11 protein-coding genes are annotated in these 16,816 nt (G+C 53.6%); 4 read left to right on the top strand and 7 right to left on the bottom strand.

Annotated features, from left to right (window positions below; genetic code table 11):
• Window positions 1–232 precede the first annotated feature (232 nt).
• Window positions 233–1,636: an SAM-dependent methyltransferase gene (locus ACR3ZL_RS01730; RefSeq protein WP_473649605.1), complete on the top strand. Its 1,404-nt coding sequence runs from the start codon at window positions 233–235 to the stop codon at window positions 1,634–1,636.
• A gap of 153 nt (window positions 1,637–1,789) precedes the next feature.
• Here ACR3ZL_RS01730 and ACR3ZL_RS01725 read toward each other — a convergent pair whose 3' ends face one another.
• The 4 genes from ACR3ZL_RS01725 to ACR3ZL_RS01710 all read right to left on the bottom strand — a co-directional run bounded on the left by ACR3ZL_RS01725 (window position 1,790) and on the right by ACR3ZL_RS01710 (window position 7,962).
• Window positions 1,790–1,954 carry a hypothetical protein gene (locus ACR3ZL_RS01725; RefSeq protein ID WP_473649606.1) on the bottom strand — a complete coding sequence of 55 codons (165 nt, stop codon included), beginning with the start codon at window positions 1,952–1,954 and terminating at the stop codon, window positions 1,790–1,792.
• A 118-nt stretch (window positions 1,955–2,072) separates the two neighbouring features.
• A complete protein-coding gene (locus ACR3ZL_RS01720) occupies window positions 2,073–3,296 on the bottom strand; it encodes a DUF1559 family PulG-like putative transporter (protein WP_486173166.1) in 1,224 nt (407 codons plus the stop codon).
• Window positions 3,297–3,529: 233 nt separating this feature from the next.
• Window positions 3,530–4,915: a DUF1501 domain-containing protein gene (locus tag ACR3ZL_RS01715; RefSeq protein WP_473649608.1), complete on the bottom strand. Its 1,386-nt coding sequence runs from the start codon at window positions 4,913–4,915 to the stop codon at window positions 3,530–3,532.
• 65 nt (window positions 4,916–4,980) lie between these two features.
• Window positions 4,981–7,962, bottom strand: coding sequence for a DUF1553 domain-containing protein (locus ACR3ZL_RS01710; RefSeq protein ID WP_486173165.1), 2,982 nt, complete (start codon window positions 7,960–7,962; stop codon window positions 4,981–4,983).
• A 239-nt stretch (window positions 7,963–8,201) separates the two neighbouring features.
• On the opposite strand from ACR3ZL_RS01710, the gene ACR3ZL_RS01705 reads away from it, so the two are divergent.
• Together ACR3ZL_RS01705 and ACR3ZL_RS01700 are read left to right on the top strand one after the other, a co-directional pair.
• The gene (locus ACR3ZL_RS01705; RefSeq protein WP_473649610.1) at window positions 8,202–8,741 is read left to right on the top strand and encodes a sigma-70 family RNA polymerase sigma factor; all 540 of its coding nucleotides are present in this window, start codon (window positions 8,202–8,204) and stop codon (window positions 8,739–8,741) included.
• A 70-nt stretch (window positions 8,742–8,811) separates the two neighbouring features.
• Window positions 8,812–10,482 (top strand): LamG domain-containing protein, encoded by a 1,671-nt coding sequence (locus ACR3ZL_RS01700; RefSeq protein WP_473649611.1) that lies wholly within the window; start codon window positions 8,812–8,814, stop codon window positions 10,480–10,482.
• 93 nt (window positions 10,483–10,575) lie between these two features.
• On the opposite strand, the gene ACR3ZL_RS01695 is transcribed toward ACR3ZL_RS01700, so the two are convergent.
• The 3 genes from ACR3ZL_RS01695 to ACR3ZL_RS01685 form a co-directional block, all read right to left on the bottom strand.
• Window positions 10,576–11,721, bottom strand: coding sequence for an SGNH/GDSL hydrolase family protein (locus ACR3ZL_RS01695; protein WP_473649612.1), 1,146 nt, complete (start codon window positions 11,719–11,721; stop codon window positions 10,576–10,578).
• A gap of 135 nt (window positions 11,722–11,856) precedes the next feature.
• Entirely contained in the window at window positions 11,857–12,966 is a 1,110-nt protein-coding gene (locus tag ACR3ZL_RS01690; RefSeq protein ID WP_473649613.1) for an HD domain-containing protein, read from the bottom strand.
• Between the two features lie 140 nt (window positions 12,967–13,106).
• On the bottom strand, window positions 13,107–16,253 hold the full coding sequence (locus tag ACR3ZL_RS01685; RefSeq protein ID WP_473649614.1) for an error-prone DNA polymerase: 3,147 nt from the start codon (window positions 16,251–16,253) through the stop codon (window positions 13,107–13,109).
• 72 nt (window positions 16,254–16,325) lie between these two features.
• On the opposite strand from ACR3ZL_RS01685, the gene ACR3ZL_RS01680 reads away from it, so the two are divergent.
• Window positions 16,326–16,814: an NINE protein gene (locus tag ACR3ZL_RS01680; RefSeq protein ID WP_473649615.1), complete on the top strand. Its 489-nt coding sequence runs from the start codon at window positions 16,326–16,328 to the stop codon at window positions 16,812–16,814.
• The last annotated feature ends 2 nt before the right edge of the window (window positions 16,815–16,816 follow it).

Below are 16,816 nucleotides of genomic sequence, written 5' to 3'. Positions count from 1 at the left end.
CGTTCACACCGTCACTTGGTATTCAACTTCATTGCACCGGGACCGCGCAGCCAACGACCCAAAGAGTCCAAAACGCTTGTAACAGTTTGCCTGACCGGGCTCTCATCACCCCGCTAATGGAGAAAAACAGCGAACCGCCCCACCTTTCAGTGCGCAAATCGCAAGTCACTTACTAAAAACGTGGCGTCGGGCACATCTCTTTGTTTTCACTCAAACCTATACGGGGCACTTCATGGTGGTTTCACAATTCGCAGAGCATTCCATTTCGTGGGAAGAAGATTACAGCAATCGCGTTAACCCAGAATTGATGACTCAGCTTCTGCACAACGCCATTCCGGTACTCAAGGCAGTCGATTGGCAGGTCAAGGAAGTTCAAGAAGGTTTTTGCGTTTCCGAGTTGCCGCTTTGCGTTGCGTCGACTAATCAGCACGGGACACACCAAGCTGCATTGATCTCGCTTTCGGCCGACTATACCGGCGGGCTCGCTCTCGCCACTTTGCTTCGCGGCATTCCTCTGGCTGGCGTCCATCGCTGCAAAGAGGAAAACTCGGCGTCACTTTGGCTGGCCGCCATGGATGTCAAATATCGAAACCCAAGCACAGGACACCTTCGAGCCAGTTGCATCGTTCCAGAAGACACCGCTCGCACGGTGCAACAACGATACTTCGCCGGTAAACGAGTCCTGGTCACCTTACCGGTTATCTTCACCTCCAATGATGAAGTGATTGCCGAAGCCGAAATGAAGTATTTCGCTCAGCCTTCAATTCAACTGAAGCCAACCAAGCAACAACCACGGATCTCTCCTCTATTCGCGCAGAAACTGAAGGCGTCCGCTCGAATGATCGCCGGGCTGCGAGCGTCCTTTGATGATCAAGCAATGCGAGTGGATGTCGGACACGAGCGCGGCGCTGCTGGCCCCCACGGGGAACTGCTTGCCAAACGCCTTAACGGTGTTCTGCCTCAGTTGCAAAACATGGTCAAGGCAAGAACGTCTCACATTGATCAAACCATCCGTAGCGTCCCGGATCTCAAACAAGTGGTCATCCTGGGAGTCGGACTGGACATGCGTCCGTTCCGTATGAGTGAAAGCTTAGGAAACCCCACATTCTTTGAACTCGACCTACCGGAAATGCTGGAAGAACGAACTCGGGTCATCGCCCAAATGACTGACCGGCCTGTGGTCAGTCGCCGAATGATCGCGGCTGATTTCAAAACCGACGACGTTGCGACTCTGCTTTTGCAACATCCCGACTTCGATCCCAAGTTACCAACCGTGATCGTCTATGAGGGGTGTTCGATGTACTTCACGGCCGAAGAGAACCGCGAAATCCTAACGTCCACGTCCCAAACAATGGAACATCCCGACAGTCGTCTGTGGTGCGATATCGTCACCGAAAACGTTGTCGACGGTACCTCCCCACATGCCGAGATCGCCAACTTCGTGAAAGGCATGGAAGAACTCGGCGAACGATTCATCTTCGGCTGCAACGCCCCCGATGGATTCCTAAACGACTGCGGTTTTCAAAACTCGCAAGCCACTACGGCCGGTAATTTCTTAGGTACTTCAGATCAAGCGTTTTCGACTTACCAGTTTGTCGTTTCCAACGCGAGATCATTGAACGTTCGCTGCGAATAGTCTCTGCGTTCGAAACCCAATTCGATGCACCGGAAATTACACTCCGGTGCATTTTTTTTGGCATGTAGCCATCATTACACTTCCAACTTTCGTTACCGGCGAGCCAAACTTGCGTCGATCAATCGAAAAGTGCGTTTGATTAGAAAGCCAAGTTCAGTCGATAAGAGGAGTCGAACCAGTCGGGTCAACGTGTTGATCACCATACGCTTCAACGTGAGCCTTAATTTGTTCTTCAGTGGCTACGGCGCCCTCTTGATCGCCACACCCAGCCACCACGATGAAAACGAAAAACAGTACAAACGAACCGACATTAGCCATGGAAGACTCTCACGTTTAGATTAGACGAAACGGGTCAAGAACCCATAAAGTTGCATGCGTACTCTCCATGCGAGAGCGATATTTGATGATTTCCCACCGGACAAAGTTAAACTCGACCCTAGAAGTCGGTATCGATGACTTCTTTATTCGCTCGTGTTCCGAGTGCACCCCACAGCCCAAAGGGGCTACGAGAACCAGCCGGCAGAAAGTCCGCTGGGTCCTGTGGCGTATACGTATACACTTGAGCGGAATTAGAATTACCGGCGTCGATCGAATCGGTGATGAACTTAACTGCTCCATCACCCATCAACACATGGGTACCGCCTTGGTGATGGCTGCTTGTTGAGTTGATGTATTCCTCGTACACATTGCCGTGAAAGCACGTTTCTGTATTCGGTGGCAGCATCGTGTAGAAACCTGTGTAGTTGGGCATGGATGCCATCCACTTCGACCCGCGTCGGTCTTCAGCGCCAGAAACGGTTCGGGTTGAGAGCCAAAATCGTGGGCGTGCCGGATCGATAAAGCCAGCAGCGCGACAACGCAAAACGCCGCCAGCCTTCCACTGAGACGCGGTCCTACCACCGGCATTCGCGGGTGTCGATCGAATGTCTCCGTCGCCGAGATCCGTCATAATCTCGCCGCACATAATCGTATTGGACAAGCCATCGAGAATGTCGCGAAAGTTCATTTGCTTTCGAAGAATAAACGCACCGCGTGCCGCACCAGTCAACACAGTAATTCGAAAGGAACTATTGATGGCCCCAGTATCGAGGCGGTACTGTTCAATGTTTCGCGTCGTGTGATTCGCGTCTCCCAAGCAACCGGCGTAGTTCGTTCGTCCCATGCTAGGAAGCCCATTCCCTGGATCACTTGGACAGCGAAATCCCGGAATGTTCGTGATCGCGGGAGTATAAGGATTCGCATCGTATTGAGCATACGACCAAAGTGGCATCGGCCCCATCGCTTGAAAGGTCCCGGTGGTGGTCACGTAGGGGTTACTGATTTGTTCCCATAATGCTTGTTGTTCAATGAAGGGCGTGATTCCAACAAGAAAGCTAAGCCATTGGCGATTGTTTCCCTTAGGCGGTGCTACGTCGTATACGTTTGAGTAATCCTCGGCAGTTCCCGAGCCCTGCATCGGCATGTCATCAAACGCAGAATGGTAATTATGAATAGCTAAACCAATCTGTTTGAAATTGTTGCTGCAACTCATTCGGCGTGCAGCCTCGCGTGCTGCCTGCACTGCAGGAAGCAGGAGCCCGACTAAGACTCCTATAATCGCGATCACGACCAAGAGCTCAACGAGCGTGAACGCCTGCCGCATCTTCTTGGAATAAACCATGTTTTCAACCTTCGAAAAGAAATAGACGAGAAATGGAAATACTTTTCCCAGTAGTTTTTAAATGACCCGTCGAAAGGGGAATTAGTACCTAAAGCGAAAAGGCTTTTTTTCCATCGTGCAATCATCTGTAACGAATGGGGACTGTCCCCACGGCAACACGACTGATTTCGATGATGATGTTTAAAGGAGGTTGGCTGTGACTGTTGTGGCCTCAATCGCTAAGAACAACGATGCTAAATCAGGTCATCAATGACGTGTCCATGCACGTCGGTCAATCGACGATCGACGCCATCGTGTCGGACCGTCAGACGCTGGTGATCAATTCCCAATTGATGCAGGATCGTCGCGTGAATGTCGTAGACCTGAGTGGGATTCATACGGTCTAGCGGCTTGTATCCCCATTGATCTGATTCACCATGCGTGACGCCACCACGAATCCCGCCGCCACACATCCAATTGGTGAACACGTACGGGTTATGGTCGCGGCCCTTACTGCCTTGCGTGCTAGGCATTCGACCAAATTCCGTGGTCCACAACACGATCGTGTCTTCCAGCATCCCGGTTCGCTTAAGGTCTTTCAGTAGTGCTGCTGTACCAACGGCCATTCCACTTGCCAGCGGCCCGTGATCGCGTTTGATATCCTCGTGCGAATCCCAATTACGACGAGGGAATCCATTGTCGTTGCCCGACCAGATTTGGACAAAACGCACTCCACGCTGTAGCAACCGTCGGGCTATCAAACATTTCCGGCCAAAGTACTCCGCCTCCTCCGCTGCGTTCATCTTGTCGGGATACGTCGCCCCAATTCGATCCAATCCGTACAACTTCATCGTCTCGGCAGTTTCACCGGAGATATCCAGTGCTTCGGGGGCACTCAACTGCATCGCGGCTGCTAACTCGTAAGATCGAATTCGAGCTTCCAGTCGTGAATCGCCAGCATGTTGCTGTAGATGGCGGCGGTTCATTCGCTCCAGCACGGCCAAGCCGTCACGGTCACCCGCTGCAGTAACAAAGTCAGCACGAGCGGTTAGGTCATCGATCGGGTTTTCTCGCTGCGGAAAGATGGTGGTGCCCTGCGCACTGGCTGGCAGGAATGCAGAGCCCCAGTTTTTGGGACCGTTGCTGGCGAAGCCGCGATGGTCGGGCAACACAACGAACGTCGGCAGATTTTCATTGATCGCCCCTAAACCGTAACTCACCCAGGCTCCCATGCCGGGAAATCCTGGGCGTTGGAATCCGGTTGCTTGCAGGTAGGTGCCCTGCGAATGAACGCCCGTTTTGCCGACCATGTTGTGAACAAATGCGATGTCGTCGACACAATCTCCCAAGGGAGCAACCACTTCACTGAGCTGTTTGCCCGTCTTACCATACGGCGCAAACTTGAACGGCGACTTCATCCACGGTCCCAAGCCATTCTGGAACGCTTCAACCGGTTCGCCAAAGTCCGATTTCTGACCATGAAATTTCTCCAACATTGGCTTGTGATCCCACAAGTCGATGTGACTTGCTCCGCCAGCCATGAACAACTGCACCACACGTTTTGCTTTGGGTGGATGGTGCAGCACTTGAACCGCTCCCCCGCTGGCTGATTGCGCCTCGCCTTGCAGCATTGCCGCCATCGCCAACGCACCAAAGTTGGTACCTGCTTGTCGGACGAATTCTCTTCAATTTTGCATACTAACGATCAGTCCAAAAACACAAATTCACTTAAGTTAAACAAAATCCGACACAGGTTTTCCAATCCATGATCTTGGGCGTAAGCAACGAGGTCATCTCGCTCGGCCGCTGTCGCAGGTCGTTGCGAAAGCAACTGCATCGCTCGCTCAACTTGGCCAGGAAGCTCGCTTTGCTCGGATTGCAATCGCTTTGCAAACGCTTGCGCCATCACCAGATTGAACTTGTTGTTCAACAGAGAAAGTGCCTGTAGCGATGTCAGCGTCTCATTTCGACGTGGAGTGCTCTGCGACGAGTCAGCACAATCGAGCGTCGTCAAGAAGGGATTGGGTTGCGACCGCGCGATGAACCGGTAGATGCTGCGGCGATGCGATCGCTTATCAGCAGGATCGAACTTGTGATATTGATAGTGAGGCGAGTGGGCCGTTTTCTCCAAGGCAAACAAGTAAAACCCGGGACCACCCATCGTTTTGTCCAACGATCCGCTGACCGACAAAATCGAATCTCGCAGCTCTTCCGCGGAAAGGCGACGGCGGTTGGATCGCCACAAGTATTGATTGCTCGCATCGATCGAGGAATTAGCAGGAATATCTGCGGAGGACTGTCGGTACGTGTTGCTGTTGACGATCATGCGGTGCAATGCCTTCATCGATTGACCGCCATCGCGGAACTCGACCGCCAACCAATCGAGCAGTTCAGGATGCGTCGGTTCGGCTCCCATTCGACCGAAGTCGTTTGGGGTCGCGACAATTCCCTGGCCGAAATGGTATTGCCATATGCGATTGACGATCGATCGCCAAACTAGCGGATGCTCGCGATCGGTTAACCAAGTGGCCAATTGCGCTCGGCGTTCGGCTTCATTCAAGTTGGCGTCGAATTGCCACTGAGCATCGCTGGCCAGCGGTATCACACCGGGTACCGCGGGATCACCTGGAATCGCGACCTCGCCACGATGTAAAACGAATACTTCGCGCGGTTTACCACCGGTAGGCTTAAAATTGCTTTGAGCCGTAAACTTCGTTGCCGCCGCATAGACGGTTTGTTGCGGCGGTAGCTCAGCCAGTATCGCCTCGGCCTCGTTGATCTTGCGTGTTGCATCGCTGCGCCGAGTCGCAAGCTCCGGCGTGGTTACCGCGGCAAGCATTTTGTCTCGCGTCTGAGTCAACTTGGAAATCCGCTGTATGGCGTCGGGTGTGCCAAGATGAGGCCATTTACCGTCGGTCAAATTTTGACGACTCCATCGAACGGGGGCTTCGGTCGAATCAAGCGAATGAACCTTCGCACCCATCGCAACATTCTGGTCAGCAGAGAAAATTCGCAGCTCGGCAAGTGCAAAGAAGAAGTCGGAACTGCGTTTGGCCAGACGAGTCGCCGTAACACGGACGCGTCTAACAGGACGTTCTGCGAATTTGAACTCGACCGGTTTCAGCCCTGGATTGGGATAGTTGGCTGCCGTGTTGTCGGAGATCGTGGTCCACTTCCCAGCATCATCGGCGGATTCGATCTTGAACCGTTTCGGAAATCCGAAACCCGCACCGATCTTGTTGAAGTCGTCATCACAGGCGTGTAGCACAATTCGCGACGCCCGAACTTCTGACTTCAATTCGACCTCAACCCATTTTTCCGAATCGAGAGCCGCTACGATTTCACTGTGATACCCATATTCGGGAATCTTGTTTGGCTTCAAATCTTTGCTCAGGTTGGCGATCTTCGCCGACAATTCAGCGAGTTCGCTCCCACCCAACCTGGTAATCTCGTTTTCGATGTCCTCTCGCATCGCTTTCGCGGTTGCCAACTGTTTGTTCCACTGCTGGCGTTTTTGTGCAACCTCTGGATCCACATCAAACATTCGATCGGCGCGATCAACGGCGGCAAAGACTGCTTGCAAGCCGTAGTACTGCTCTTGAGTGATCGGATCGAATTTGTGGTTGTGGCAACGCGCACACTGCACCGTCACGCTGCAGAACGTATTGAACGCACCGGAGACCATGTCGTCGCGATCGAGATTACGAGCTACCTTGCCGTCCAGCTTGGATTCAGATACCTCGACATGTCCGATGAAGTCCCACGGTCCGGCGGCGATAAACCCCAACCCCAGCGTGCCGTCGGCTGTTCCAGGGAATAGCACGTCGCCGGCGATTTGTTCCTGCACAAACCTTGAGTAGGGCTTGTCTTCGTTGAACGACCGAATCACATAGTCGCGATAGGGCCAAGCGTTGGGCCGCAGCTTGTCTTTGTCGTAGCCGTTGGAATCAGCGTACTTGGCGACGTCCAGCCAATGCCGTGCCCATCGCTCGCCGTAGTGCTTCGATTCCAGTAATCGATCGACGAGTTTTTCGTATGCCTTTTCATCGGGATCGGCAACAAAACTGGCAACCTCCGCAGGCGTCGGTGGAAGCCCAGTCAGATCGTAGGTGAGGCGGCGGATCAAAGTTCGCCGATCCGCAGGTTGTGAGGGAGTGAGTCCCTTTTGATCCAATTTCCGCAGCACAAACTGATCAATTGGAGACCGCGCCCACGGATCATCCGACTGGGGAACGGAGGGGCAAGAAATCGGCTGAAAAGACCACCAATCGAAATCATCAATGAGTGCCTCTTGCAAGACATGACCGTCGGGCCAATTCGCCCCCGCATCGATCCACCTCGCGATTGCCGCAATTTCCTCTCCAGACAAAGGATCGGCATCCTTAGGCATTTGCGCCTTATTTCCATCGGGAGAAATGAGATCCATCAAATGACTGGACGCGGAATCTCCCGCCTCGACAAACCCGTCGGCGAAGAACGCCGCGGAATCTTGCACCGAAAAGCCTCCTTCGGGCATATCGCCGCTGTGACACGACAGACAACGCCGGGCCAGCAACGGTGCGATCTGCTGTTCGAACAAACCACCGTCTGCCGATACCGATGCTTCTGCCTTATCAAGCGACAAACCACTGGTTGCACACAAAAGCAACAGCATGAACCCAATCGCGTTTCGATTTGCTTCTAGCAACAACAATCTCTCTACCCGAAACCGGAGGAAACAAAAGGAAGTCTTCAGCAGTAACGAGGAGTGACCCGGTGAAAGCGGGATTGGTACCCAAACACGGAATTCTTTCTAAAGAGGTATCAAATCGAACGCCGGCGCGCCATTCTTAGCAGTGGCCGCTGCAAGAGCAGCGTTTTTCGTGGCCGGCAATAGCCGTAGCGAGACTTTCAACTTTCCTCGTTGGTGCAATCGAGATTTGCGGAATGGAAACCGAACCGCTGACTAAACACGACGATTACGAGGTATTCCTGCGGTTATTCACGCGAGACCAGTTTCGCGTGCTCGCCTACATTCGGTCGTTGATTTATCAGCCTTCCGCAGTCGACGACGTCTATCAAGAAACATGTCTCGAGCTTTGGCAAAGCTTTTCCAGTTTCCGTCGGGACGAGAACTTTGCGGCTTGGGCGTTGGGGGTCACACGACATCAAGTACTGAAGCATTGGCGCACACGCGACCGTGATCGACATGTTTTTAGTGAGGCGTTGATGAGCGAAATCTCGGCAACGGCCCTCGGGCTAGGCCCCGAGATCAGCCAACGTCAGGAAGCGATGGAAGAGTGCGTGAAATTGCTGGGCGAACGCCAGCAAGAATTGATTCACTTGTTTTATGGCGAAAATCAATCGGCCGCTGAAATCGCAAAACGATGGCAGCGATCAGTGCATGCGGTTTACAAATCACTGAAAGTCATGCGTCGGTCGTTGTCGGAGTGTGTCGAATTGAAACTAGGAAACGATCTCCCTTAGAAGCCATCTTCAAACCGTGAAGTTGTCTTGAAGCCCAGAGAATCGTCGCGAAAAACTAAGAGCCCGCAAAATGAATCCACTCAATAAACCAACCGCGCAGCAACGTTTGCTGGATCTTGCCGATCTGCAGATCGATGGCACCGCGTCCGCCGACGAAACGGCAGAACTCGAGTCGATGTTGATCGATGATCCTGACGCGCAACGGGTGTATCTGCGATACACGATGGTGCATGGCCAGATCGGCATGACGCGACCAGCGATGCCCAGTGTGCAGGACTCCCTATCCAACACCCAACACACTTCGGCGGCGAAAACGACAGCCACCTCAGATCAACTTCCCAGATGGGTCACCGCAACCGCGGTAGCCCTTGCGGCCTCGGTATTGATCATCATTGGGCTACGGTGGGCAGGCAATCGGTCTGCATTGCTGGACCCCATATCGTCGACATCGCCACAGTTGGACATCCATGCAATGTCCTACAGTTACGACCATCGCGAACAACCAATGGAGAAGGTAGGTACGATCGGAAAAAGTCGTGACGCCACCGGACCAGTAACATTAGCGGTATCCCGTGGTGCGACCAAGTTCCGAACGACCAGTGGTGCTACCCTCCACGTGCAGGGGCCTGCCTTGTTTGGAATCAACTCTGGTGCCAGTGGAGTGCTTTACAAAGGATCCGTGCATGCAAAGCTAAACGACCCCGACTCCAAGTTTTCAATCATCACGGCGAACCTGCGAATCATCGACATGGGAACAGAGTTCGAAGTGGATGTCATCGATGATCAACAGATCGCAATTCAAGTGATCGATGGACAAGTCGATGTGCAATCTCGCATCCGATTGCCTTTGTATTACTGGGACTTCGAAGAACACCCTTCGTCTCCCAACGTAGAACCAGAGAAGCAGCCAACCATTCCCCTAACCTACGGCAGCAACGCGACACCTACCGCTGGCATCGTTGGTAAGGGAGCGGTTCATTTCGACAACAATACCGACGCCTATCTGCAGATCGAAGAAGGCTTGGGAACGAGTGTCGGAACAGGTGTAATGGCATTCAGCAGTGGGATCTCCGTCGAAGCGATGTTTGTGTCCAACTGGAGCGGAGAATACAAAGACTACGACGAAATCTTTCGCAAGGAAGATGGCGACTATCGGGTTCTGCTCTGTTTCCAAAACGATGACGACGTTCGCGGCTTCGCATTGCCGCGTGTGGACATTGGTCCCTGCCTGTCGTTTGGATTGCACTTAGAAAAGCTCGGCTACAGCGAACTTGACATGCCGCTCGATGGTATCGACGGACGCCCTACCATTGCTGACTTAACCGATGGCAAACCACATCATGTGGTTGCGACATACGACAGCTTCAGCGGTAAGAAGTGCCTCTACATCGACGGCGAATTGCGTTTTGAACACCAATTTCCCATGGGGATCTTGGCCCTCAGCGGTGGGTCGGCCAAAGCGGCAATTGGCAATAACAATTGGACAATGAACGAGCCCTTCAACGGTACACTGGATGAAATCGCGTTGTACGATTTCGCCTTGACCCCTGATGAAATCGCAACGCATTACAACCGCGCCATCGATGGTGAACCCTACTTTGAAGGAGGTTCGCAGCAGCAATCGCGTGAGCGATGGAAATCGATCAGCTCCGTCAATGCGGGAAAGCGATTGTTATTCAACATTGCCACCGGGCTTCCGTCGCCCCCAAACGATCCGGCCAGCCAGCCGAACGGGCTCTAATCCCGTTCTGTTAATCGACCGGTCGCGATAGGTTGCTTCATGCAATCTAAATCCGCTCACGTCAGTTTTCGGCACATCAGCAGTGGACGTGGTCTATTTTTCAAGTTGTAAAGCTTGGCGAAGCACTGGATCAAAGACATCCGCTTGACGCATGAACCCCAAGTCGCTCGCGTGCGAACCATCCGTTGAACCCTCGCCATCGGATCCGTACAACGCGTCGCCCGAGATGTAATACAGGTCCTTGACCGAATTCGATTTCAATTCTTGATATGCGGCCTGCAGTGCGTTGTGATTGGCAGTGTGGTGTTTGTCACGGGTCGGAAGAATCCAGCTATTGGTATTGCGGCGGTCTTCCACCAAAACAATGGGTGTGTCAGGTTTCTTTTCACGGATCTGTTGGACCAATGGGACGCATTTTTGCAAAACCATGCTCGCGTTCATATTCGGTAAGCAATCGATCACAAACACAGCGGCATCGATTTGTGTCAGAAAATCGCCCACGGCTGCATCCATTTTGCCATTGCCGGAAAAACCAAGATTGATCACCGGCATATCCAATCGGCGTCCCAAGATCGCGGTGTGCACCATGCCTGGACGACTGGCACAAGCACCGTGGGTGATGCTGGTACCGTAGAACACGATGGGTTTCGCTCGCGGGGACAATGTCTCGAACTTACTATCTGGGGCGACTCCGATCTTCATCCATTCGACACCATTAAATAGTGGCAAATACGCAGCGAACTCGCGATAACCTTCGGCCAGTCCGTCGACAAGCTTCGTCTTCACTTCCTGGGTCGTCGGCCGCGTCACCTGCACCCATCGCCATTTCCCGCTGTCGTCACGTGCATAGAGATCCACACCACTGGCTCCCGTCGCGGGCATGTGTGGCATCTGCAAGCGATTACTCAGCAGCTTGTAATCGATGTGAATCGCCGTGGCATCCGTCTTGAACATGACCATCATTCCTGCACTGTGACGACTGAGGTTCCAAACGGCGTTAGTCACAGTTTGTTCAGCGGAACTCGGTAGTCGATCAAACCAACGCTGTCGTTCTTGCCCCGGTAAGATTCGTCCCTCGACATCCCACTGGGTGACGTCATACCAGGCCAAACCATCATCAGCCTGCTTGCCATCCGCCATTTCAGGATCGAGACTCTCGATCGGCGCTGGTTGTTTTTTTTGGGCATTGATGGCAACGAACGGAAGCGAACAAAGCAGGAGGACGAAGAACATTCTCATGGCAAAGAGACTTTTGACTGAGGTGGGAATGAAAGGAGGGACACTAAATTTAGCGGAATCACCTACCTAGAACATCACCACACTCGATCCGTCCAAAATAGTCGCCTTCACGACATCGGCACCAACGACGCTGAGCTACCCGAACATTTCACCGAGTTGTTCGATGTAATCGAGTGCTTCTTCGACGGTGCAAGTCTCGACACCGGGGACGCGTCCGGCTCGGTCACAATCACCTAGCATCAACAAACTTTCAAAATCAGGATGTGATGCCAGAACGCGGCGTCGGCGGGCGCCGATCGTGTGATCGTGGATCTTGTGCGTTTCCATGTGATGGGCGATTAGCCACGCCGTGCGACTGCTGATGAATCCATCGAGAGCTTCCAAGCCCGCTGCCACATGATCACGCGGATCAATTGCTTTTCCCACATCATGCAGCAACGCCGCCAACAAGAATTCTTCATCGTAAGCGGCTTCGTCGCGAGCCAGTTCGAAGACTTGCAAGCTATGAAATAGCGCGTCGCCCTCTGGGTGATAGGTTGGTCTTTGCTTGACGTTTTCAAGCGGAAGCAACAACGCCAGAAAGACATTCCATCGATCCGGTCTGCTATCCATTTCGACAATGTTCGCGGCAAGTTGCGAAGGATCCACACCGTGCTCGAGGTGAATTAGCTTTTCGAGATCGTCGGCGGAAGCTTTCTCGATGGATTTCCCTGTGATGCTACTGCGAAATCGCACGCCGATTTGTGAGGTGGAATAGACGGTCAACTCAATCGGAAACTCATCACGAACATGAATGTGCGTGAAGACTCTTAATTCCTGGTTCTTGACCAGTCGCTTGCGTTCCAGTTCATAGCTCACCCCGAGCCCTTCGAGTTGATCTGCGATGGTGTCGGCATGATTGGCAAACACATGCAAGTCGATATCGGAACCTTCACGAATCCCACCGGTCAGCACACTGCCGATCAACTTAGGATGATATTGCGCCAACTGCCGCATCCACCACAAAGCGCGGATCCTCATCGCCTGCAGCGTTTGCTCGGGCGAGGTGGTGTCGTGAAGCCGAGAGAGCAGTTGAACTTGCTCGCGAATTTCCGCGTTACTAGGCAAATCAGCGGGTTTAACCCAACCGCGAGCGCAGGCTTTGGCGGCTTTCTGTTTTGCTTGGTAGTACTCCGCGACTTCGCGGTTGTGCATCAAACGGGCCGCCACCCAGGCAATCTGGCGACGGAGTTTCGAGACGGGCATTCAAGAGGTTCGACGCTGCGAACCGGACGAACGAGTCGATGACATGAAGCTGGATCACAACCAGCCAGTGGAACTCATTCCAGTCTCGCCGAACCGGTGGCAAAGATCAAGAGTGAACAGCCGCAGACGAATGCGGCGGGCTAATGGAAATCGCGTGACTTCAAATGCAAGCCGTCGACCGTTTCGGACATGTCTTCGATTCGTCCAACGATCACGTGAATCACACCTTTTCGGTTTTCAAGTTTGCCATGAACGATCCATGCGTTACTGACACGGGCAATCTTGAAAAACGTTTTCCAGACAGCGGCAAAAATCACCAAGTTCATGCTGCCGGTTTCGTCTTCGATGGTCACGAATGTGATGCCCTTGGACGTCCCCGGACGCTGCCGCATCAGCACCAATCCCGCGACGCGAACGTGCATTCCATCTCGCAGCGAAGGCAGGTCGCTGGCTCGACGACACCGCATCTTGTCAAGTTCGCCGCGAATGAACGAGACCGGATGCGCTTTCAGGCTCAGCCCTGTCGTCTGGTAATCGCGATGGACTTCTTCCACGGGAGTCATCGAGATCAATTCATCGGGAACGCTGTTGTCTGTTTGCAAATCCGCCAGCAAAGGCATCTCGGCACTCGCGTCCTCGGTTGCCAATGATTGCCAAACCGCAGCCCGACGATCTTGCGCGATCGAGGCCAGTGCATCGGCATCGGCCAAGGTAGCAATCACGCTTCGGGTCAAACCTGCTCGCTGAGTTAGATCACTCAGATCGACAAACGAGCCACCTTCGCTGCGGCACTGGCAGATGGCGTCGGCAACTGATTCTGGCAACCCGCGAACCATCTGCAAACCAAGCCGAATGGCTGGCCCGAACCGATTGGCATCTTCTACTAAACGCGTCCGAACATCGCTGTGATTGACATCGATCGGTAGAACTCGCACGCCGTGAGCACGCGCATCGGAGACCAACTGAGATGGCGCATAAAATCCCATCGGCTGACTATCCAGTAGCGCCGCACAGAACGCCGCCGGGTAGTGACATTTCAAATAACAAGACGCGTAAACCAATAGTGCGAAACTTGCCGCGTGCGATTCAGGAAATCCATATTCGCCAAACCCTCGGATTTGATGGAAGACATGTTCCGCAAACTCTGGGGGCAATCCACTCGCTTTCATTCCTTCAAGTAACTTGATGCGGAAACGATCGATCACTCCCGGTCGTCGCCAAGCCGCCATCGCGCGTCGCAGTTGGTCGGCTTCGCCGGGGGTAAAGCCGGCCGCGACAACGGCTAACCGCATGGCCTGTTCTTGGAAGATCGGCACACCGAGTGTCTTTTCCAACACTCGCTTGATGGCGTCGTTGGGATAAATGGCTGCCTCGGGATCCTCGCGAGCCGCCAGAAATGGATGCACCATGTTGCCTTGGATCGGCCCCGGACGCACGATCGCAACTTCGATCACTAGGTCGTAGTAGCACCGCGGACGAAGACGAGGCAGCATGCTCATTTGCGCCCGGCTTTCAATTTGAAAAACACCGATCGTATCCGCGTTGCAAATCATGTCGTACGTCGGCGTGTCGTCGGCGGGAATCGTCGAGAGCGTCAACTCGCGTTGGTGATGTTCACGCACCAATTCAAAACACCGCCGAATGGCCGACAACATTCCCAACGCAAGCACGTCGACTTTCAAAATCCCTAGTTCATCCAGGTCATCCTTGTCCCACTGGATCACCGTTCGTCCTGGCATGGCCGCGTTTTCGGTCACACACAGTTCACACAAGTTCCCTGCGGTCATCACCATCCCGCCCACATGCTGAGACAGGTGACGAGGGAAACCCACCAACGTTTCTATTAGATAGAGAAAACGCTTACCGAGCGGCGTGTCTGGATTCAGTCCTGATTCCCGACATCGTTCGGGCAGTTCCGTGTTGCGGCCATAACTTCCACTGAGCTTGGCAACGGAGTCGATCACATCGGGCGAAACCCCCAACGCCTTCCCCACTTCGCGAATCGCACTCTTGCTGCGATAGGTGGTGACCGTCGCCGTCATCCCGGCTCGATCGCGGCCATACTTTTCATAGAGGTACTGCAGCACCTCTTCGCGGCGTTGGTGTTCGAAGTCAACGTCAATGTCGGGAGCTTCACCGCGTTCGCGACTGATGAATCGTTCGAATAGAAGATCCGTTTGCGTCGGATCAACAGCGGTGATCCCTAGGCAGTAACACACGGCAGAGTTCGCCGCCGAACCACGACCTTGGCAAAGAATATTTTGCGAACGTGCAAAACGCACCAGGTCCCAAACGGTCAAGAAGTACGCTTCGTAGCGGAGCTCTTCGATCAGCGTGATCTCATGTTTCAACATGTCGATGACATGTTGCGAGACGCCCTCGGGCCAGCGTTGCTGTGCTCCTTCCCAAGTCAGCCGTTTGAGGTGCTCGATCGGGGTGATGCCTTGCGGGGCGGTTTCAATGGGATACTCGTACCGCAAATCATCAAGACTGAATTGGCATCGGTCGGCGACTTCGATCGTCCGTGCGATTGCATCGGGCATCTCATGGTACACTTCTTCAATTTCACGAAGCGTCCGAAGGTGATGCTGACTATTAGGCAACCGTTGGGCCGCGACCGCATCAATGGTGGTGCCGTTGGCGATAGCGGTCACACAGTCATGCAAGATCATCCGCTGGGCAGTGTGATAACGAACATCACCGCAAGCGAGCAGCGGGACGTCACACGCGATGGCGGTCTCGCGCAACCACGCCGCCTGAGCGGCATCATCAATTCCACGATGCAGTGACGCCAGCAAATAGCCACGGTCCTCGAAGACATCTCGAAATGCCCCACGCAAAAATTTGCGAGGATGCTGGCTGGGTCCCGTATTAGCCGTTGGCCTGGTATTTGCAGCCTCCAATGGCGAGCTTGCCAGATTGACGCCCGCTAATATGCCTTCGGAGTATTGGGAAATGTCTTCAAAACGGAGTTCGCAGCGCCCCTTTTCACATCGCATTCGGCCTAGTGATAAGAGCCGACACATTCGTCCATACGCAGCACGATCGGTCGGCCACAAAACTAACGGTGGTGTGTCGAGCGGATGCACTTCCGTACCGACGATGTATTTCAATCCCGCTTCTTTGGCGGGCGTGTGTCCCCGAACGACACCCGCGATGGATTCTCGATCGGTCAGTGCGAGGCCTTCGTAGCCTAGTTCAGCCGCTCGGGTGACTAGTTCGTCTGGATGCGAAGCCGCCTCGAGGAACGAGAAGTTACTGCGGCAATGAAGTTCGACGTAACGCATCAACGGATAGCATTTTCAAGAAAAAACATCCTCATTACCAATATCCAACCACCCCAAGCGAATCCAATAAAAATGAACACCTATCAAGCCTACCAATCGCCCGTCACCGGATCTGCCCCCACAGGATCCGGATTGCCTCCTCACGAAAACGGGGAATCCAGTATCGCTCGGGAACCAACACACCCGGCACTTATTGGGTACCTATTTTGGGTGATCGGGTTCACCGGTGCCCACCGATTTTATTTCGGCAAGCCGATCACGGGAGCGATTTGGTTCTTCACCGGTGGCTTGTTTCTGGTTGGCTGGATCGTCGACCTGTTCTTGATTCCGTCAATGGAAGCCGAAGCGGAATCCCGTTTCCGCCCCAACGAGGTCGATTACAGCGTGGCGTGGGTGTTGCTGATCTTCCTTGGTATTTTCGGCGTTCACCGGTTTTACATGAGCAAGTGGATCACGGGACTCTTGTACCTGGTGACCGGCGGTCTGTTCGGCATCGGCTACGTCTACGATATTTGCACATTGAACGAGCAAATCGATGGACTGGGTACCAGCCGCTTGTAGTG

The organism is Rhodopirellula sp. J20-39 (genome assembly GCF_057365095.1).
This window is presented reverse-complemented; position numbering and strand designations above follow the sequence as displayed.